At 63.4% G+C, this 19,206-nt stretch carries 15 protein-coding genes; 7 read left to right on the top strand and 8 right to left on the bottom strand.

Annotated features, from left to right (window positions below; translation table 11 throughout):
• Nucleotides 1-18: 18 nt before the first annotated feature.
• From VMF11_06250 to VMF11_06230, 5 genes are all read right to left on the bottom strand, one after another.
• The gene (locus tag VMF11_06250; GenBank protein ID HTU69905.1) at nucleotides 19-729 is read right to left on the bottom strand and encodes a hypothetical protein; all 711 of its coding nucleotides are present in this window, start codon (nucleotides 727-729) and stop codon (nucleotides 19-21) included.
• A complete protein-coding gene (locus VMF11_06245) occupies nucleotides 726-1,403 on the bottom strand; it encodes a hypothetical protein (GenBank protein HTU69904.1) in 678 nt (225 codons plus the stop codon). The genes VMF11_06250 and VMF11_06245 overlap by 4 nt, the downstream gene beginning before the upstream one ends.
• A gap of 46 nt (nucleotides 1,404-1,449) precedes the next feature.
• A complete protein-coding gene (locus tag VMF11_06240) occupies nucleotides 1,450-2,253 on the bottom strand; it encodes a hypothetical protein (GenBank protein HTU69903.1) in 804 nt (267 codons plus the stop codon).
• A 64-nt stretch (nucleotides 2,254-2,317) separates the two neighbouring features.
• Nucleotides 2,318-3,022, bottom strand: a complete 705-nt coding sequence (locus VMF11_06235) for a hypothetical protein (GenBank protein ID HTU69902.1) — start codon at nucleotides 3,020-3,022, stop codon at nucleotides 2,318-2,320.
• Between the two features lie 54 nt (nucleotides 3,023-3,076).
• Complete coding sequence (locus tag VMF11_06230) at nucleotides 3,077-6,115, bottom strand: hypothetical protein (protein HTU69901.1); 3,039 nt, start codon at nucleotides 6,113-6,115, stop codon at nucleotides 3,077-3,079.
• A 496-nt stretch (nucleotides 6,116-6,611) separates the two neighbouring features.
• On the opposite strand from VMF11_06230, the gene VMF11_06225 reads away from it, so the two are divergent.
• Genes VMF11_06225 through VMF11_06215 form a run of 3 tightly spaced genes read left to right on the top strand, consistent with a single transcriptional unit; the run spans nucleotide 6,612 to nucleotide 10,564 of the window.
• Entirely contained in the window at nucleotides 6,612-7,922 is a 1,311-nt protein-coding gene (locus VMF11_06225) for a flagellin (GenBank protein HTU69900.1), read from the top strand.
• 43 nt (nucleotides 7,923-7,965) lie between these two features.
• Complete coding sequence (locus VMF11_06220) at nucleotides 7,966-9,273, top strand: CBS domain-containing protein (protein ID HTU69899.1); 1,308 nt, start codon at nucleotides 7,966-7,968, stop codon at nucleotides 9,271-9,273.
• The gene (locus VMF11_06215) at nucleotides 9,254-10,564 is read left to right on the top strand and encodes an Nramp family divalent metal transporter (GenBank protein HTU69898.1); all 1,311 of its coding nucleotides are present in this window, start codon (nucleotides 9,254-9,256) and stop codon (nucleotides 10,562-10,564) included. Before VMF11_06220 ends, VMF11_06215 begins: the two co-directional genes overlap by 20 nt.
• Here VMF11_06215 and VMF11_06210 read toward each other — a convergent pair.
• Nucleotides 10,539-12,344 carry a diguanylate cyclase gene (locus VMF11_06210; protein HTU69897.1) on the bottom strand — a complete coding sequence of 602 codons (1,806 nt, stop codon included), beginning with the start codon at nucleotides 12,342-12,344 and terminating at the stop codon, nucleotides 10,539-10,541. The genes VMF11_06215 and VMF11_06210 overlap by 26 nt on opposite strands.
• Before the next feature lie 39 nt (nucleotides 12,345-12,383).
• Here VMF11_06210 and VMF11_06205 point away from each other — a divergent pair, with 39 nt between their 5' ends.
• A complete protein-coding gene (locus VMF11_06205) occupies nucleotides 12,384-13,526 on the top strand; it encodes a helix-turn-helix domain-containing protein (GenBank protein HTU69896.1) in 1,143 nt (380 codons plus the stop codon).
• Complete coding sequence (locus VMF11_06200) at nucleotides 13,504-14,784, top strand: glutamine synthetase family protein (protein HTU69895.1); 1,281 nt, start codon at nucleotides 13,504-13,506, stop codon at nucleotides 14,782-14,784. Before VMF11_06205 ends, VMF11_06200 begins: the two co-directional genes overlap by 23 nt.
• 45 nt (nucleotides 14,785-14,829) lie before the next feature.
• Here the strand turns inward: VMF11_06200 and VMF11_06195 are convergent, their stop codons facing one another.
• Entirely contained in the window at nucleotides 14,830-15,213 is a 384-nt protein-coding gene (locus VMF11_06195) for a RidA family protein (GenBank protein HTU69894.1), read from the bottom strand.
• Entirely contained in the window at nucleotides 15,213-16,244 is a 1,032-nt protein-coding gene (locus tag VMF11_06190; GenBank protein HTU69893.1) for an aldo/keto reductase, read from the bottom strand. Before VMF11_06190 ends, VMF11_06195 begins: the two co-directional genes overlap by 1 nt.
• A gap of 56 nt (nucleotides 16,245-16,300) precedes the next feature.
• Between VMF11_06190 and VMF11_06185 the strand changes: the two genes are divergently transcribed.
• Both VMF11_06185 and VMF11_06180 read left to right on the top strand, forming a co-directional pair.
• Entirely contained in the window at nucleotides 16,301-17,725 is a 1,425-nt protein-coding gene (locus VMF11_06185; GenBank protein HTU69892.1) for a pyridoxal-dependent decarboxylase, read from the top strand.
• Nucleotides 17,722-19,068, top strand: a complete 1,347-nt coding sequence (locus VMF11_06180; GenBank protein HTU69891.1) for a HAMP domain-containing sensor histidine kinase — start codon at nucleotides 17,722-17,724, stop codon at nucleotides 19,066-19,068. Before VMF11_06185 ends, VMF11_06180 begins: the two co-directional genes overlap by 4 nt.
• Nucleotides 19,069-19,206: the final 138 nt, after the last annotated feature.

The following is a 19,206-nucleotide window of genomic DNA, read 5'->3' as shown; positions in this document are numbered from 1 at the left end:
CGGAAGGAGCAATTCGCATCAGCTCATGAACAGCGTATAGATCGCATTCGAACTATACGTCCCGGCGGTGACGGACGCCGGCACCGTCACGGTGAGTGTTACGCAGTAGGTCGTGATTTTCGAGCCGCTTGCCAAGAGCGACCATGCACTGCCGTCGTCGGCATAGACGAGGTAGGGCGTCGACGTCGGCAGCGGCGTGCTCGCGTACGTGTTGTTGGCCAAGTCCTTGCCCGGAAAGCTCGACGAGAAGTCGTTCGTAAGCCCCTCGTCGAGCGACCAGCTCGTGGTCGTCGACACCGTGACGGTAAACGCACAAGGCACTTGCAGGGTCGTCCCCGGGCTCGCGTTGATCACGACTTCGGTATTGTTCGACGTCAGCAGCGTCGCGTTCGGATTGGGCGATACCGCGGCCTGAACGAGCAGCGGATGCTGCACCTGCGCCACGACGAGCGACGAGGTTTGTTCGAACTGGAGGCTCTGTGCGTCGAATACGTGTTTGAGGGCGGGGGTCGCGCGATCCAGTGACATCGATGACGTGATTACCGGAGCCTGCGCGACCGTCGTGGTGGATCGTTCGTTGTAGGCGAGAGGCGTCGGTGAAACGATCACGACGATGGTGACGCCGATCTGTGCCTGCTGCGACGAGAGGCCGGCTTTCACCGGCTGCAGCAGGACGAGGCTAAGGATCAAGAGCCCAACGGCAGCGAGCGACAGTTTGAAGTATTTCATTGTCCGATCACCGTGTAGACGATCCACACGTAGTATACGTTGCCGGCGGTAGCGTCGCTCGGCACTTTGAACTCGTAGTCGTAGTAGTAATCGCCGTCGTCCGTGTTCGAGCTTGCGATCGGCGGCGGATACGTCGTGTACGCGATCGTCGGGGGGGTGCTATACGTGCCGCCGCTAACCGCGCCGCTGGTCAACTGAAAAGGGAACCCGGGACTGAAGCCCGTGTTGGAATCCGACGTTGCGCCGCTGGGAAGATAAAACAACGCTTGCGAGACCGGGTAGGTAGTTCCGTCCGTGCTGTTGGTGATGTTGATCGCCGCTTCGCCGTAGATGAAGAATCCCGCCGCATCGTTGCTGGTGACGTGTAGGTGCGCCGCGTACTTGTACAAGTACGTCTTGCCGGCCAGCGTGGTGCCGAAATCGACGCTGCCGGCGCCGACGCCGGTGGCGTAGGGGCCGTGTGTCGGAGCCGGCTGCGTGCCGAACTCGGCCGGCACTGCGCCGTAACCCGTGTAGTAGTTCGGCGTCAGCGTGAAGTCGATCAGAGCCGTCGTATGCCACTTCGTGCTGACCGAGCCGGTCGCGCTACTCTGGGCGATGGCCGGGGAGAAGGCCGCCAGCGCCGCGAGTATCGCGAAGGCTAGGCCGAGTGCTCCCAAAAGATACCGTTTCATCGCCAGTGTAGTTCCTACACGCTCCCTGTGTCAGTTTAGTTACCGACTAGCGAACGTCAAAGTTGATCTCGCCGCCGGTCTCCGTTTTACCACCGTAATCGATCGTGGCGATCGCCTGATAGGTGCCGGGTTCCAGACCCTTGCCCTTCAGTTCGATCAATCGTTCACCGCCGCGCTCGACCAACATATTGTCGGGCATCGGCACTTGGTACACGACCGCTCCGCCCTTCTGCACCGTCAACTGACCGCGCAGATATTCATGGGCATTTCCAATGTTCTTGAAGAGCACGCGGTAAATCTCGTCACCGCCTCCCTTCACACTCGTCATCTTGACGATCGCACCGTCCACCTTCACCGTATTCGGAATGGTGATGTAGAATTTCGATGCGACGCGCTCGGAGAACGCGTATCCCGTTCCGGCCCGACGCTCGGGCCGGGTTTGGAAGAAGATGATGCCGGCGTACTCGCCGTTGAGCTGCGCATCCGAGGGAATCGAAATCGTGAGCTGCACCTGTTGCGAGGTTCCCGGCGGGAGATCGAATTCGCGCGGACGGATCGCCGCCCACCTGAGCAGCGAGTACGGACGGGTACCAACCTTTTCGAATTGGTAATCGCCGTTCTCCGCGACTCCGAAGTCGGTCATCGAGGCCAGCACGTGGAGCGGGGTTGCCGCCGTGTTCGCCACCGTGACCGGTATGTTGTAGGTCGTACCGAGCGGTATCGAGGCTTCGAACTTACCCGGTGTTACCGTCATACCGAGATCCAGGGAGTCCGCCGTTGCCGTCAAGGCTCCGAAGAGCGCGATCAGGCATGCCAGTAGGGCGGAGCGTCGTATCAGCTGCTGCATCATCCTGGCCCCTTCGTCGCGGAACTCCCTGGAGTCCCGCGACGAAGCGGTCATGGTTCCTTCTTCTTTAGAGGGTGGTCAGGGTATAGGTCACGACCATCGCGACCTGGCCCGTGGACGAGGCGTTCGGACCGAGCACCAGCTCCATGTCCTGCGGAATGTTCGTCGCGGCGGTCGAAGCCGTCTCGGCGAGCAGCGTCGTCGCGGCCGAGCTTGCGACACCGAAGTCGCCGGCCGGGCAAGCGGTCGTGCTCGTGATGGCAACCGCAGCGTTACGGGTCGATGCCGTGTAGGCGAGGTTGTTCGCCCACGTGCCGTTCGGCAGGAGGCAGAGGTACGCGCCGTTTGCGGCCGCAGCGTAGTTGCTGGGCACCGCGCTCGTGGCTTGAACCGTGACGTTGTAGCCGTTCGAGTCGTTGGTGGCGACGTACGCGTTCACCGCGTTGACCTCGAGACAGTCGGTGTAGTCGGCCGCGTCGGGCGTGACGCTGCCGAAGTTGACGGTCCCGTTCGCCGAGTTATCGGTTCCGGCCGACGCCGTATCGGTGGTGCCGGCGCAGCCGCTGGACGTGCTGCCGTTGCCGCCCCAGTAGATGTTTTCGGCGGTGCCGGAGTGCGTTTCCGCGGCGCTCGCCTGAGTCGTAACGACGAACGTCGAGATCGTCTGGGTGTTCCACTTGACCGTGATGGTCGGGGCCGCGGCCATTGCCGGCGCCGCCATCGAGATGATTGCGCTCAGGGCAGCGAGCGCAGCAATGCGTTTAGTAATCATTTTCCTTTCACCATGCGCGAGAGTTTTGCCGTCCGTGGCAGAGAGGTGAGCCAGTTACATAAGACTTATCGGCAAGCTTGCTCCCTGCGCACGTAGGACTCCGTGCAGCGGGCGTAAAGAAAAACGTATACTAAATGTAAAGACGCGACCGGCGATCGGTTTGCCCAGTGTCGTGATTTGCCCATCGGCCCATACGATGTGGTCGCCCGGCCGCGCATCCACTAAGAATCGTGCTCGTACGCGCACGTACGCTCCGATCTGCGGATTGGACGGCTCGGTTTGCAGTATCGCGAGCGGCATCTTCGGGTCGACGGTCAGCGTAGCCGGCTGCGGCTGCGTCCCGTTTTCTACTTTTGTCGAAACGGCATACGAGCCGCCTTTGACGCTGGTCGGCACGGTGATCGCGCCGCTCCACACCGCCGCCTTGTCGTCGTACGTAAACGCGACGTGCTCGCCGAAGAGCTCGAGGCTCACGAGGCCGGCGCTCTTCGGCGCGTCTACGGTCACGGTGGTGTACCCGCGCGGCGGAAGACGCGACTCGCTCAGGCGCGTCCTGGGCGCGCTGGCCGCGCTCACGCCGCCGCCGACGAAGGAGAACGTCACCTTCTTCTCCGTGTGACCGACGACGAACGCCGCGCCTTGGTAATGCTCCTGCGATTGTAAAGTAATTGCAATGCTGTCCGGCTCGATGCCCAGCCCCTCGGGTACGGTTTCGGGATCGACCGATACCGTGTAATCACCGGGCGGGAGGTCGTCGATGACGAAGCTTCCGTCGTCGTTGTCGATCGCCGCATGTTCGCCGGGTTCGGCCACCACATACGCGTTTGGAACGCCGACGGAGGGACCGTACCCCATGTCGCTGCCGAAGAGGATCGAACCCGAGATCGAGCCGAGCGGTAATGCGGTAAAGTCGACGGTCGCGTATTGCCCGTTCTGCACGTCGACCGTCTGTTTGTCGTTGGCCGAATCGAAGGTCGCGAACGCCGGCACCGAATTCTCGACCACGCTGACCGTATGCTTCCCGGGCCGCAACCGCCCGAACCCGTAGGCGCCCGTCTTATCGGTTTGCGAGTACGTGGCGCCGTCCACGCGAACCAATACATTGGGTAATGGGACGATGGTGCCCGCATCGTTGCGTCCGTAGACGTGGCCGGTGATTCCGCCGTACGTTCCGACCAAGAACGTCACTTGCGCGGTTTGGCCGCCTGCCACTTGAATCGTGTTGACGGGGATGTTCACGGTGACGCCGCGCGGCAGTGAGGAGTTCTCGATGCTCAACTGATGTTGACCCGGCGTCACGAAGGAGAACTGGAAGTTTCCGCTTACGTCGGTGCGCTGGACGGATTTATCGTCGAGAATCACCTCCACGTTGGCGACGCCGCCGCTTGCGATGCCCGCGAATGTCGGGTTGGCGGACGTGTCGGTCAAGACGCGTCCGACGATCGTCGCCGGCAGTCGCGGATCGGCGCGACCGGTGACGACGCCGTTGCCGTAACTGAACGGCGCGTTGATCTGGATGGCGAAGTTTTTCGAGCGCCCGTTATCGACCGGGTTGATTCGGTCGTTCAAGCTCTGCACGCCGAAGAGAGCCTGTACGGAAATCACCGGCGATATGGCGCGCGAAACGGCAACCGAGAGGTTTGTCGTCAACGCATCGGAGATGTCGCTCTGTGCGTGGGCAAAGATATCCGAGAGGGTGATCGCGGCCTTGCCGAACGAGCGGCTGAGATTCAGGCCTTCGCTGGTGGTGAGCGACGTTCCGGACTCTTGCGAGGTCAATCGGGTGTTATTGAAGCTGAGCCCGGCGACCACGCTGCGAAACGGGAGTTGCAGCTCTGCGTTGTAGCCCGCCTGACTTTCGTCTCCGTCGATCTGCGTGGTGGTGCGCGAGAGCAGATCGCCGACCAGGAGCACGCCTTTACCGATGGTCGCCGAGATCTGCGTCGAGCCTTGCTCGAGCGACGACGTCGAACCGGACTCACCCGTTCGCTGCGACTGCAGGGAAATCGAGTAGCCGCCGAAGCGGAGCGGCCCGTTATAGGCGAGCGCGCCGATGCGATCGAGCAGCGGCGGCCCGTCGAGTGCGCCCGCCTGTTCCGTGCTCGCGTTGAACGTGAAATTCTGCAACGCGGTCGCGCGATGATAGGCGAGCGAAAAATAATCGTCGCCGTAAATCTCGCCGTCCCCGAAGGAGACGAAGCCGTCGCTGATGTGCCGCAGGATGCCGGTCAGGTAGGTATTGGTGTTGCCGTCGTCGGCGCGGAACTGATAACTCAAACCGGATGCGTCCTGATCGCCGCCGCTACGCGTTTGGTAGGCACCTTCGCCGATTGCGGTGAGAGGTCCGAGCGAGACCGCGTCACCGAAGATAGCCGTTTCGCTCTTGCCGGTGAACGGGCCGTCGCCGTACACCAGTCCTCCCTCATAGATACTGTTGCCCGCGGACTCGCGCCACTGCATACCCTCGATCGGAATCTCCTCGCCCTGCGCGCCGATCGTCGGTCCTTCGTAAAAGGTCGTCTCGCCGTTATGGGTGGGAAGAATCCCGTAATAGCTGCGGATCGTGCTCCCTACCGGGAGCTGCCCCAGAAGGGTGAGCGGTGTGGGACCGTAACCGAGCCCGTATTTCGGCGTCGAGTAGAGCACCGTTGTAGCACCGATCAAGCCCTGGCCGCCGCTACTGAACGCAAAGGGGACCTTGACGTCGGTGGAGGTGAGCGCGGTCCGACGGTCGAGCTCGGCAAAGAGCCCGACGCCGGTGATGGCTTGGTTCTGCGTCGATATCGTCGCGCCGCCCGGCCCGATGAAGGGTGAAGGCGAACCCGATGCGGTCGGCGTCGGCGTCGGTGACAGGCCGCCCGTGCCATTGAGCGTCTGGGTCGCCGAACGCTCGCCCAGCGAGAGGCTTCCATTTAATGAAAAGCGGACCGGACCGCCGCGAATCGTTTCCTCTTTGCCCGGGGTCGGCGTTGCGTTCGGTAGGATGAGCCCGCTCGCCGAGGGGGTCGGCGACGGCTCGTAGGCGTGGGGAGAGGGGGTCGCCTGGGCGAGCTGTGCCTCGGCCAGCACGATCGCCCGTCCCAAGGGTGCCAAAATGTCGGCATCCGCCTGGCTGCTTCGGCCCAAAGCAACGCCCATGGCGGCGAGCATAAGCACGCAACCGACAATTTGAAGAAGGCGACCCATGGTTCTCCTTGAGTTTCGGACCACCGGACGCTCAGCCTTAATCTCAGCCGCCGCCTTTGGCCCAAACTTTTCGCCCTGCCCTGCCGATAGGAATACTACAGGGAAGTTTCAGGGAGGAAACGACCTCGTTCATGGATGTGCTGGGGGGTCGCGGTTTCGTTCTTCGGAACGCTCCGCCGACTCGAACAAAACACGGACGGTTGACGTGCGCGAAAGACAGAGTCTATCGTGCGCTTTGTGTTTGCGTTTCCAGCACCTATTCTCAATCCGCTTCCGTCACGGCCGCCGGCATCGCACATCGCGTCGAGCGTATCCAGCACATCCGCTCGATCGGTTTCGCATGTCCGCGCGGCCGTTGCCGATTTGCGCTTCGCCGCTCGCTCCATAGGATGGGAGCGCGCACATGAACCTACAAATCGGAGCGGATGACGTACTGCTGAACCTCGATCGAAATCAGCTAGCGTTCGAAAAGACGGTCCAGCAGCTCTCGTCGGGGCTGCGCATCAACAGCGCAGCCGACGACCCCAGCGGCAACGCGATCGCTACCAATCTCACGAGCAAAGTGAACGGTCTCCAGCAAGCCGTGAACAACGTGCAGAACGGCATCAACGCGCTCAATGTTGCCAACGGCGCTCTCGGCTCGGTCCAGAACATTCTGGTCCGCATCAACAACCTGATCGTCGAAGCAAATAGCGACATCAACTCGACGCAAGACCTTCAGGATATCCAAACCGAGATCGAATCGTTGCTCACCGAAATCAACACGATCGGCGAGAAGACCAATTTCAACGGATTGAATTTGCTCGATGGAGCATTCGATACGTCGACCGGTTCGCTGCCTACGTTTACCGAGGTCGCATCGCCCTATGGAAGCGGATCGACGCAGGTGGAAAACGAGACCGGCGCCGGCGGCTCGGGACCGCTGATCGCTATCGCGCCCGGACTCTCCCCGATTCCGCTCGCCGTCGGAACGTTCGTACCGGCGTTGATGGTCTACACCGTCACGGGGTATAGTGCAGGGCAGGCGACGCTCGAAATCGATGCATACAGCACCGCCAGCGACTTTGGACCCGCGCCGCTCTATTCGCAGTCGATCCAGATACCGACCGGCAGCGGCCAAACGCCGAACGAGGAACTCACGACCGCCGACGGCACCGGTTTGCTGATGGAGAATTTCCAGATCGCAAACCTCTCTCCAAACGACGTCGGCGTAACGATGGCTTTCCTTTCGACCGATGGGGCGCCGGCGGGAACGGGAACGGCTCTTAGCTTGAACGACGGCGGTGACGAGGGCGATACGCTCAGCATCTCGCTTCCAACCATCAATACCGGCGCGCTCGGGCTAGCGGACGTCTCAGTACTCGCTCCGACGGTCGAGGACGCGAACTTCAACGTCAGTACGAGTTCGAGCAATAACTTTTCCGCATCGTACTCCCAATTGCTCGTTCAAAATGCGCTCACGACGATCACGACGAACGAGGCGCAGATCGGAGCCCAGATCGTCGCGATGAACGACGACGATACCGACGACAACACCGCGATCGTCAACTACCAGCAATCGGTGAGCCAACTCGCCGATCTCAACGTCGGACAAGCGACCACTCAGTACACCCAAGAACAGATTCTCACCAGCGTGGGCACCGAAGTGCTCAGTCAGATCGAAAGCAACGCCAAGATCATGACCGCCCTGCTGATCCAGGCGCTCATCGCATAGACCCCCCAAGGGGTTTGGCTGAACGTTCTATACTTAAGGAGGTATGGCGTTCACCGAAGGCTTCATTTCCGAATTGGTCGGCCGCAAGGCGACGGTCAACGACATTCCCATTGGGAGGGTCAGCGACTTCCTGGTCAACAAGCCCGACGACGTCTTTCCGCGAATCGACGGCCTCGTGATCAAGACCTCGCAGGGCCTGCGTTACGCCCCGATCGAGACCGTCGCACAGATCGATCCGGCCGGGCGCACCATCGAGCTCTTGACCACGCCGAAGGAGCCCGCCCCCCCTGAGGAGAGCGCCTTATTACTGATCGCGGACCTTTTCGATAAGCAGATCGTCGACGTCGACGGCCGCAAGGTCGTGCGGATCAACGATCTCGAGATCGCCCGCGCCGGAGAGGGGCTGCGGGTTGTGGCCGCGGACGTCGGCGTGGCGGGACTTTTCCGCCGGCTCGGCCTCAAATCGTTCGGCCGGCGCTTCACGCCGGCCATTTACCGCTCGATCCCGCGCTCCATGATCGCATGGGATTCCGTCGCGCCGATTCGCGACGTCAATCCGACGCAAGTCAATCTCTCCGTCACCGAGAGCAAGCTTGCCCGGATGCACCCCTCCGAGCTGGCCGAGATCATCGGGGACCTCTCGTCCCACGAGGCGGCAGCGGTCGTCAGTCAACTCGACGACGAGACCGCGGCCGACGCGTTCGAGCATCTCGACGCCGAGACCGCGCGCTCGCTGATCGAGGACATCGGCACCGAACGCGCTGCCGACATCATCGAGGAGATGGACTCCGACGACGCCGCCGATCTGCTCGCCGAGCTCGACGAAGATCAGCAGCACGAATTGCTTTCGGAGATGAACGAGTACACGGCGAGCGAGCTGCGCGAGCTGGTCAAGTATGCCGAAGATAGCGCCGGCGGCCTGATGACCACCGATTACACCTGGATCTATCCGCACCGCACCGCCGAGGCGACGATCCGTAAGATTCGCGAGATCGCACCGACCTCGGAATTCATCTACTACCTCTACGTAGTCGACAAGGAGGACACGCTGCTCGGCGCGCTCTCGCTGCGTACGCTGCTGCTGGCCGATCCGCTGGCATCGATCGACACGATCATGGACACGGATCTGGTGGTAATCCATCCCGACATGCCTTCGGAAGAGGTCGCCGCAACGATCGCGCGCTACGACCTGCTCGCGGTGCCGGTGGTCGATCCGAAGAACAAGATGCTCGGTATCGTCACCGTCGACGACGCGATCGACGCGATCATGCCCGAGGACGTCGCGCGTAAACTTCCCAAATTCACCGCTCACCGCCGTTCGCGTCAGCCGGATGCAAGCGTCGCCGGCTAGCACGGCCGCTGCGGCGGAAACGCCGCGACGCCGTTCGCCCTGGCGTACCCTCCTTCTGCTCTTCGCGGTTCTCGGCCCGGGCTTCGTTACGGCATCGGCCGGCAACGACGTCGGCGGCATCGCGACGTATTCGTCGGCGGGGGCACAGTTCGGCTACGACATCCTGTGGCTGATGGTTCCGCTCGCGGTCGCGCTGATCGTGGTGCAGGAGATGTCGGCGCGCATGGGCTGCGTGACCGGGAAGGGCCTCGCCGCGCTGATTCGCGAGGGCTTCGGCGTGCGGATCTCGGTCTTTGCCATGCTCGTGCTCTTCCTCATCAACACGCTGATCACGTCGACCGAATTCGCCGGCATCGCCGCCGCGTCCGAACATTTCGGCATCTCGCGCTACGTCGGAGTTCCGCTCGCGCTGGTGGCGGTCTTCTTCTTCGTCCTGCGCTTCAACAGCAAAGTCGTCGAGCGTGTCTTCGTCGTCTTCTCGCTGATGTACCTGAGCTACATCGTCTCCGCCGTCCTAGCCAAGCCTGATTGGCACCGCGTGGCAACCGGCACGTTTATTCCGCACTTCGCCTTCCACCAGGCCGGCTGGCTCGCCATGGTGGTGACGGTCATCGGAACGACGATCTCGCCCTACATGCAGTTCTTCTTGCAGTCGCAGGTCGTCGAAAAGGGATCGCGTACCGAGGATCTGACGTTCACTCGTATCGACGTGACGAACGGGTCGATTCTCGCGATCGCGCTCGCCGGCTTCATGATCATCGCCAACGCGGCAACGATCTTCATCGCCAACGAACACGGCGCCAGGCTCAACCCGCAAACCGCGATGGACTTTGCCGTCGCGCTCAAACCGCTCGCGGGCGAAGCGGCGGCCCTGATTTTTGCGATTGGAATCCTCAACGCGGGACTCTTTACCGCAACCGTATTGCCGCTCTCGACCAGCTACATCGTCTGCGAAGCGCTCGGCTTCGAGGCTGCGATCGACCGCCGTTTTTCCGAGGCGCCGCTCTTTTTCACGCTCTTTGCCGCGGGCTTGGTGCTGGGCGCCGGGTTCGTGCTCATCCCCGGCCTCCCGCTGCTGCAATTCATTCTCTTCGCGCAGCTCTTGCAGGGCGTGCTGCTTCCGTTCGAGCTCGTGCTGATGCTGATCATCATCAATCGCAAATCGGTGATGGGCGCGTACACGAACGGTCCGCTCGCGAACGCGATCGCATGGACGACCGCGATCGTGATCGGACTGCTCTCGCTAGTCTACGTGTTGGGGCAGTTTATTCCGCAGCTTCTCGGCTCATGACGCGCGGTTTCGTCAGCGTGCGGCGCGCGTTCTCCACGTCGGCGAAGCACCAGCGGTTGCGCCCCTCTTTCTTGGCGCGGTAGAGCGCGCGGTCGGCGCCTTCCATCAGCGCTTCGATGGTCGAGCCGTCGCTGGGGTAGAGCGCGATACCGATGCTCAACCGAATCTTGTGCGGGGCACCGTCGATGACGACCGGATCCTGCATCGCGACGTTGAGTTTGCGCGCGAGATCGGCCGCGTCGCTCGGCCCGTCGACGATCGGCTGCAAGATCACGAACTCGTCGCCGCCGAAGCGCGAGATCGTATCGCTCTCGCGGGTGGCTAGACGCAAGCGGTGCGCTACTTCCTGCAGCGCGGCGTCGCCGACGGCGTGCCCGTACTTGTCGTTGACGGCTTTGAAGTGGTCGACGTCGAGGTACATCACCGCGAAGCCGCGATCGTAGCGCCGCGCGGTCGCAATCGTCTGTTCGATACGGTCAGTGAAGAGTACGCGGTTGGGAAGGCCCGTCAGTGCGTCGTTGAAGGCCATCTGCTCGATGCGCTCGTTCTGCGCGGCGCGTTCGAGCGCGGCCGAGACAAAGAGTCCGATCAACTGCACCAGGTCGCGCTCGCTCGGATCGATGCCTTCGCTGTGCGACGCGCGGCTGGCGAAGACCAGGGCGCCGTAGAGTTCGCCGAAGACGGTGAGCGGCACGCCGAAGTACGAACGCCACGGTGCGGTCGAACGGACCGGGTCCTCGCGCAGTTCCGGCGCATCCATGTCGGGGATGAAGTGCGGGGCGTGACGGTCCATCACGTAGTGCGAGAAGGAAGCTCGGGCCGGGAAGATCGTTCCCTTGGTCATCATCGCCTCGCCCGAGGCGTTGCGCACGAGCACGCGATCGCGCTGGAATTGCGCGACGTAGCCGATGTCCCAGCCGAAGAGCTCGACACCGAGGCTGAGCGCGCCATCGATCTGTTCGTCGAGCGACTCGAGGCCCGATGCCGCGACCATCACCAGGCGGCGAAGGCGTTCGGATTGCGCGGCGATCGCGCGTTCCGCTTCGCGTTGCGCGGTCACGTTTTTGAAGATCGCATAGGCTCCGTGAATCTCGCCGTGGACATGCAGCGGCACGAGCTTGAGCTGCACGTCGAGCCGGTTACCGAGGCGATCGAGCAAGAGCGAATCGACCTCGACCGCTTCGCCGCGCATCGCGTTGCGCAGCAATTCGAGCGCGGCGTCGCGCCGTTCCGGCGCGATCAGCTCCGTCCAGGGCTTACCGACGACCTGCTCGCCGTAGTAACCGGTCTCGCCTTCGAGCGCGACGTTGACGCGCGAGATCGCGCCGGAACTCTTGAGCTCCATGATGCCGTCGGGGTGATATTCGAAGAGCGAACGAAACTTTTCCTGATTGATCGTGAGCGAGGACTCGGCCGAGCGGAGCGCGACGATGTCGCGGGCCTGCGCAAAGACCCCGACGATTTCGCCGTTGAACCGCGCGGGAAACACGTAACACTCGACCGGGATCAGCGTGCCTTCGCGATGCTTGACGCTGGTATCGAAATGATCGGTCCCGCCGGCCAGCCCCGTTTTGAGGGCGAGCTCCAGTCGCGAGAAATCGGTCTCGACGACGTGCAGCCGGTATGGCGAACCGATGAACTCGCCGGGGCTGTAACCGGTGAGCGCCTGCGCGGCCTCGTTGGCGGCAATGGTATGCCCGGTCGCGTCGTACATGACGACCGCGTCCGGTGTATCCTCGTACAGCGAGGCCACCGCCTCACGCAATACTTGCGGGTCCATCTCCAAGAACTATCGTCAATTTCGCCGAAAGAGTTGTGGATGACCCCCGACCGGATCATCGAATTTGCCGAAGAATTGTCCCGGATCGCCGCCGCGGGCGGCGGTCCGAAGGCGCTCGCAGCGCACCTCTCCGACGCGGCCGGAATGGGGGTCCTGGTGGAAGACGCCGAGTGGCGTCACGTGGCGACCGCCGGTAAAGGCAGTCTCCCGGCCACGGCTCGCGGTCTTGGCAACGGCCGCGTCCACACCGTCGCCATCGCTTCAGGCACGAATCAGCTCGGCTATCTCTCGGTTTTTCCCGGCACCCCGGAGGTAGACCAGGAACTGGTTCGCATCGTCCGTCTGGCTGCCGCGGCGATCGCGCTCGAGCTCGCGCGCGAGGCCGATGGCGGACGCACGCGGCGCCGCACGTTTTGGGAACGCCTGATCGGCGGAGCGTACCACGAGATCGGCTCGGCACGCGAGGACGCGGCCGCGCGCGGCGTTACCCTCGCGACCCAGTACGTCTGCATCGCGCTCGAAGCCGAGCCGGGTCCGGACGAGGACCACGCGCCCGCCTTAGCCGAACTGCGCGCACTCGCCGCCGAAACGTTCCGGGCGAGCGATGCCGACGTGGGCATCCTCGAGCGCGGCGTAACCCTGACGGTGCTCGTTCCGGCCGGGCGCGAAGTCGACGCCGAAAATGCGAAGACGGCCGCGCAGCTCTTGCCGAAAAGCGCCGCCAAACGGAAATCGGGATTGCGCATTGCCGGCGGCGTTTCGGCCGTCGTCGCACCGCTGGGCGCGCAGCGCGGCGTCGCGAACGCCGAAGCGGCGCTCACGATCGGCCGGCGTATCTACGGCGGCGGGCGAGTCGCTGCCTACGACGAGCTGGGCGCGTATGCACTGCTCTACGACGGAGCGGACGTCGAGCATTTGCGCGCGCTCGCGCGCGCGGTGCTGGCGCCGCTACGCGCCTACGACGAGAAGCATCAAACCGAACTCGAGCGCACGCTCGCGCTCTACTTTGCAACGGGGCAAAACGTGAAAACAACGGCATCCGAGCTCAATGTCCACCGTCACACCGTCTTCTACCGTCTGCGCCAAATCAACGAGATCTCCGGGCGCTCGCTGGAGAGCGCGCACGATCAGCTCACCCTCCGTCTCGCGTTGGCGATCGATGCACTCCACAACCAACAATAAGCGCGACGTCGTCAAGGTCGCCAAGGAACGCAACGTACGTTTCGTGCGCCTGGTCTTCGCCGACATATTCGGCGTGAGCAAGAACGTGTCGATTCCCGCCAGCGAACTCGAGGCCGCGCTCGACGGCCGCGTGACCTTCGACGGCGGGTCGATCGACGGATTCGTGCGCGGCGAGGAACTCGACATGGTGCTGCGCCCGGATCCGGCGACGTTCGCGGTCTATCCGTGGCCGAGCCCCGAGGGCGCGCAGGCGCGCCTGCTCTGCGACATCGCGATGCCGGACGGCTCGCCGTTCGAAGGCTGTCCCCGCACCACGCTCGCACGCGCGATCGAGAGCGCGAACGCCGTCTTGCCGGCGCTGCGCATCGGCCTGGAGGTCGAGTTCTATCTGTTCGAGGGCGGCACGAAAACCTCGGACGTCGGCAGCTATTTCGATTTCTCGGCCAACGACCGCGGTGAAGACGCGCGCAGCGCGATCGTCGCGGCGCTGCAGAGCATGGGCATCGCGGTGGCTTCGGCGCATCACGAACACGGACCGGGCCAGCACGAAATCGATCTCGCATTCGAAGATCCGCTTGCCGCCGCCGACAACGTGCTCACGCTGCGGACGATCGCCAAACACGTGGCAGCCGGCTTTGGCCTCGATGCGACCTTCATGCCCAAGCCGCTCGAAGAGCGCGCCGGAAACGGCTTACACGTCGAATTCCGGCTCGGCGAGCAGTCCGACGAAGAGACGATGCTCTACGTCATCGGCGGGTTGCTCGAGCACGCATCCGCCGCCACCGCGATCTGCAATCCAACCGTGAATTCCTATAAACGGCTGGTAGCCGCGTGGGACGCACCGATTTACACGGTGTGGTCCGAGCGCAGCGTCAACGCGCTGGTACGCGTGCCGCCGGCGAGCCGGCCGCATCTGATCGAGATGCGCAGCCCCGACCCGGCATGCAATCCCTATCTCGCGCTCGCCGTACTGCTCGGCGCGGCGGGTGACGGCGTCGCGCGAAGTCTGCTGCCGGGCGGCGCACTTGCCGGATCGACCTACGACCTCGACGAACGCGAACGGCACGAACGAGGAATCGGTCTTTTACCGAAATCGTTGCGGCAGGCGATCTCCGAACTCGACAAAGACCCGGTCGTACGCGCCGCGCTCGGCGATCACATCTATCATGCGTTCCGCGACGCGAAACTCGCCGAATACGAAAGCTACCGCCGCGCCGTGCACCCCTGGGAACACCGGGCGTATTTGAAACTCTATTGAGGCGCAATTCGGAAACCGTCACCCCGACTCCGAACTGGTTGGGAGCTATTTTCGAGCGATGCAGTCGATTTCGACGCGCGCGCCGCGTGGGAGGGCAGCGACGGCGACCGTCGAGCGCGCCGGCTTGGCAGCGTCCACGTAGCGGCCGTAGACCTCGTTGACCGCGGCGAAATCGTTCATGTCGATCAGGAAGATCGACGTTTTGACGATGTCGTCGTAGTCGAACCCGGCGGCCCGCAGTACCGCGCCGAGGTTTTTCATTGCCTGTTCGGTCTGCGCCGCGACGTCGCCGTCGATCAGCGCGCCGCTCGTTGGATCGAGCGCGATCTGTCCCGAGCAATACAGGGTCTTACCGCTGCGAATGGCCTGACTGTACGGGCCGATCGGCGCCGGCGCCCCGTCGCTGCGAACAGTCTCGTTCGCAGCCACTACGCGGAAACCGATTCGCGCGTCATCGTGCCCTTGAATTTCATCGGCTCCTCTTCGAGCCCGAAGTTGCGTCGATAGAGCGCGTCGATCGCTGCCAGCTCATCCGCGGTCAGTGCGGGCGACTCCGTTGCCAACGCGAATTCGCGAAGCTGGGCCGAGTCGTAGATGTTCGGAAGCACGGTCATGACGCGCGGCTCGCGCAGGAGCCACTGGATCGCGGCCTGGCCCAACGTGCGTGACGGGCTCTCGAGGAACCGCAGCTGTTTGACTTTTTGAATGCCGTTGATCAGCCAGGAGCGGGGACGATGGCGGCGATGATCGTTCTCCGGGAAGACGGTCTCCTCCGTGTAGTGTCCTTCGAGCATGCCGCTCGCATGCGGCACGCGAATCATGAACCCGGTGTCGGCACCGACCTCGTCGGCCGCGGCGATTTGCTTATCGCCGGGAAATTGTTCGAGCATGTTCCAAATGATCTGCAAGGTGGCGACGTTGCGCTCTTTGACCGCGTCGACGCCTTCGCAAAGGAAGCCGATCGCCGGACCGAGTGCGATTCCGTACATCCGGATCTTGCCCTCGGCCCGCAGTTCTTCCAGCGTCGCCCACATCGCCGGATCGTGCACGTGTTCCATCTTCGCGTTGTGCAGTTGATAGATGTCGATATAGTCGGTTCCCAAACGGCGCAGCGACTCGTCGAGCGCCTTGCGGATGAACGCCGGTGAAACGTTCTGCGGCAGCTCCATCTGCCCGCGCCGCTCGCCCGGGTTGGAATAGATGTCGTAGCCGAACTTGGTGGCGATCACGACGTCGCTGCGCCGGTTCCCGAACGCACGCGCCAACTGTTCTTCACTGCGGCCGTTTCCGTACGTATCGGCTGCATCGAAGAGCGTGATGCCCAGGTCGCGGGCTTCGTGCAACATCTGCACGGCCTCGTCGTCGGTCTTCTCGCCCCACCATCCGGTCGAGGTCGTCCACATCCCGAAGCCGATCTCGCTGACGGTAAGATTACTGTTTGGATACGTGCGGTACTTCATGCGTTGCCACTCCTGCAAGCGGGCTTCTCTGACGCGGAGCGCCAAACCCTCACATTGTGGTACAGCAGCGCACCTTTGAAGAAGACTTTGCGCGGGTCGGCCGCTGGATCGAGGAGTATCTGAGCGATCCGGCCCGCTATCCCGTCTTGCCCAAGGTCGCGCCGGGCGAGATCGCTGCAGCCCTGCCGGACCGGGCCCCGGAGGAGAGCGAGCCGTTCGAGCGGATCATGGCGGACTTCGAGCGGATCATCGTGCCGGGCATCACGCACTGGAATCACCCGCGCTTCTTCGCGTACTTCGCAACCAGCGCCGCGCCCGCCGCGATCGCCGCCGAGGCGCTGGCGGCCGCACTCGACGTCAAAGTGATGCTGTGGCGCACCTCGCCTTCGGCCGCGGAACTCGAGTCGGTGGTAATGCGCTGGCTCGGCCGCTTGATGGGCGTGCCCGACCACTGGACCGGCATCATCTACGACACGGCCTCGGTCGCGGGTTTCACCGCGTTGGCCGCCGCCCGCGAATCCTTGGGGCTGGACATCCGCGAGGCGGGCATGAGCGGACGCGATCTTCCGCGGCTGCGGGTCTATGCAACCGCGCAAACGCATTCGCACATCGAAAAGGCCGCGATCGCACTGGGTTTGGGACGACGCAACGTCGTCGCCGTGCCGTGCGACGATGCGTATCGGATGAACCCGAGCGCGCTCGAGCGCGCGATCACCGACGATCGCAGCGAGGGCTTCGTACCGATGGCGATCGTCGCAACCGTCGGCACGACCTCGACGACCTCGATCGATCCGGTACCGGCGATCGCAACGATCGCGGCCCGTGAGAACGTGTGGCTGCACGTCGATGCCGCCTACGCCGGCGTCGCCTCGATCCTTCCGGAATTCGCGTATCTGATGGACGGGGTAAACCGCGCCGATTCGCTCGTCGTCAACCCGCACAAATGGCTTTTCATTCCCATGGATCTCTCGGTCTTGTTCCTGCGCGACGAAGCGACGGTGCGCCGCGCGTTCAGCTTGGTGCCCGAGTACCTCACCACCACCGACGGCGACGTACGCAATTACATGGACTACGGGATCCAGTTGGGCCGGCGCTTCCGCGCGCTCAAGCTGTGGTTCACGCTGCGAGCGATGGGCGCGGCCCAGATTCGCGAGCGCCTCCGCGGGCACATCGCGCTTGCGCAGCGTTTCGCCCAGTGGGTCGACGAGAATCCGAACTGGGAGGTGATGGCGCCGCATCCGCTCTCTCTGGTCTGCTTCCGCTTCCATCCGCGAGGTGTCGACGACGAAGCGGTCCTCGAGCGTCTCAATGCCGCAATTCTCGACGCGGTCAATACGAGCGGCGAGATGTTCATCTCGCATACGAAGCTCGACGCTCGCTACGTGCTGCGTTTGGCGATCGGCAACTTGCGAACGACCCGCGGCGACGTCGAGGCGGCGTGGTCGATTCTGCAGCGCGAAGCGCAAAGGCTGCAGCCATGACACCGCTGCGCATCCTCGTGATCGGCAACGCCGCCGCCACCGCCGGATTACAGTCGCTGCCCGAGGGAGATTCGTTCCTGGTCGAGACGGCCGCGACGGTCGAAGAAGCACTCGCCAATCCGATCTCGGCCGACGTCGTCGTGCTCGACCGCTCGCGCCTGGCCACCAAGGCCGATCTCGTGCAGCAGCTGGTAAAGACCGTTGCGCCGGTGCCGGTGGTCGTTCTCGGCGACGACGAATCGTTCGCGCGCAAGCTCTTCATGGCGGCGGACCGTGCGCGCCTGAACACATCGCTCGCGGCCGCGCTGGAAGAATTGGAAGCGCAGCGCGCGGCCGTGTTGCAGATCAGCCAGCTCAAGCACGACCTCGTTGCCACGCTCGCCCACGACATCAAAGGGCCGTTGACGTCGATCATCGGGTTCGCCGAACTGATGGAAGAGGGATTTCTCCAGGGGGAGGAAGCGACCGATGCCGCGCGCACGATTCGGACGAACGCGCAGCGGCTGGCGACGCTGGCCAACGACATGCTCGCGCTCTCGCGCGTCGAGTACGGCGAGCTCGAAATCGCCGACGATCGTGTCGACGTGATCACGGTTCTCCGTTCGGCGATCGAAGCGGTCGAGGCCGAGCGCAAGATCGAAACGGCATTCGAAATCGACAATGCGTTCGTGCGCGGAGACGCCGATCGGTTGCGTCAGGTCTTCGACAATCTGCTGCGCAACGCGATCAAATACTCTCCCGGCGGCGAGCCGGTTCGCGTGGAGGCGCGCGTGCGAGGGGATGCGGCGGTATTCTCGTTCCGCGATCGCGGCATCGGCGTTCCTCCCGACGAATTGCCCAAGCTTTTCAACCGTTTCGCGCGCGCGTCAAACGCGCGCAAGCTCAAAATCGCCGGTACGGGCGTCGGGCTGTTCATCGCGCGTACGATCGTGGATCGCCACGGCGGCGGCGTGGAGGCTGCCAGTGAGTTGAGCAAGGGCAGCACGTTTACGGTGACGCTCCCGACGTTGGAAACCGGGAACGCCGGGCCGGGACGCGTCACGATCGTGACGCCGGATACGCGCCTCGCGCGTTTCACCGCCTTCGAGCTACGCTCGCGCGGGTTGCGCGTACGCGAAGTGAGTTCGGCCTCCGAAGCCGCAAGCGGCGCGCGCGGCGGTGACGTGCTGCTAGTCGACGCTCAGCACGCGGCCGTCGATCAGATACGGACGGTGCTCGGCAACGTTCGAGCACGATTGATCGGGGTGGGAGCCGCAACCGGCGACGGCTGGGACGCGACGCTGCCCAAACCATTCCTCGTGAGCGACCTCCTCGCCGCCGTCAACGTCCCCTCCCGCTCCTAGGGAAGCTCTGAAGAAGTCCATGCACCGATCGTTATGGCCCCGATGGCCGCAGATCCGAGGAGTCGGCGAGGGAGCATAGCCAGGGTGTTCTGTGACCGAGCCGACGACGATGGAGATGCGCCATCGCGGCCATAACCC

Source organism: Candidatus Baltobacteraceae bacterium (genome assembly GCA_035502855.1).
In the GTDB taxonomy this organism is placed as follows: domain Bacteria; phylum Vulcanimicrobiota; class Vulcanimicrobiia; order Vulcanimicrobiales; family Vulcanimicrobiaceae; genus Aquilonibacter.
Note: the sequence above shows the minus strand (reverse complement) of the source record. Positions and strands in the feature narration are given on the sequence as shown.

Bases quoted from the DNA above. Each gene is read 5' to 3' on its own strand.
- VMF11_06250 (HTU69905.1), bottom strand. From the start codon at position 729: ATGAAATACTTCAAACTGTCGCTCGCTGCCGTTGGGCTCTTGATCCTT.
- VMF11_06245 (HTU69904.1), bottom strand. From the start codon at position 1,403: ATGAAACGGTATCTTTTGGGAGCACTCGGCCTAGCCTTCGCGATACTC.
- VMF11_06240 (HTU69903.1), bottom strand. From the start codon at position 2,253: ATGATGCAGCAGCTGATACGACGCTCCGCCCTACTGGCATGCCTGATC.
- VMF11_06235 (HTU69902.1), bottom strand. From the start codon at position 3,022: ATGATTACTAAACGCATTGCTGCGCTCGCTGCCCTGAGCGCAATCATC.
- VMF11_06225 (HTU69900.1), top strand. From the start codon at position 6,612: ATGAACCTACAAATCGGAGCGGATGACGTACTGCTGAACCTCGATCGA.
- VMF11_06220 (HTU69899.1), top strand. From the start codon at position 7,966: ATGGCGTTCACCGAAGGCTTCATTTCCGAATTGGTCGGCCGCAAGGCG.
- VMF11_06215 (HTU69898.1), top strand. From the start codon at position 9,254: ATGCAAGCGTCGCCGGCTAGCACGGCCGCTGCGGCGGAAACGCCGCGA.
- VMF11_06210 (HTU69897.1), bottom strand. From the start codon at position 12,344: ATGGACCCGCAAGTATTGCGTGAGGCGGTGGCCTCGCTGTACGAGGAT.
- VMF11_06205 (HTU69896.1), top strand. From the start codon at position 12,384: ATGACCCCCGACCGGATCATCGAATTTGCCGAAGAATTGTCCCGGATC.
- VMF11_06200 (HTU69895.1), top strand. From the start codon at position 13,504: ATGCACTCCACAACCAACAATAAGCGCGACGTCGTCAAGGTCGCCAAG.
- VMF11_06190 (HTU69893.1), bottom strand. From the start codon at position 16,244: ATGAAGTACCGCACGTATCCAAACAGTAATCTTACCGTCAGCGAGATC.
- VMF11_06180 (HTU69891.1), top strand. From the start codon at position 17,722: ATGACACCGCTGCGCATCCTCGTGATCGGCAACGCCGCCGCCACCGCC.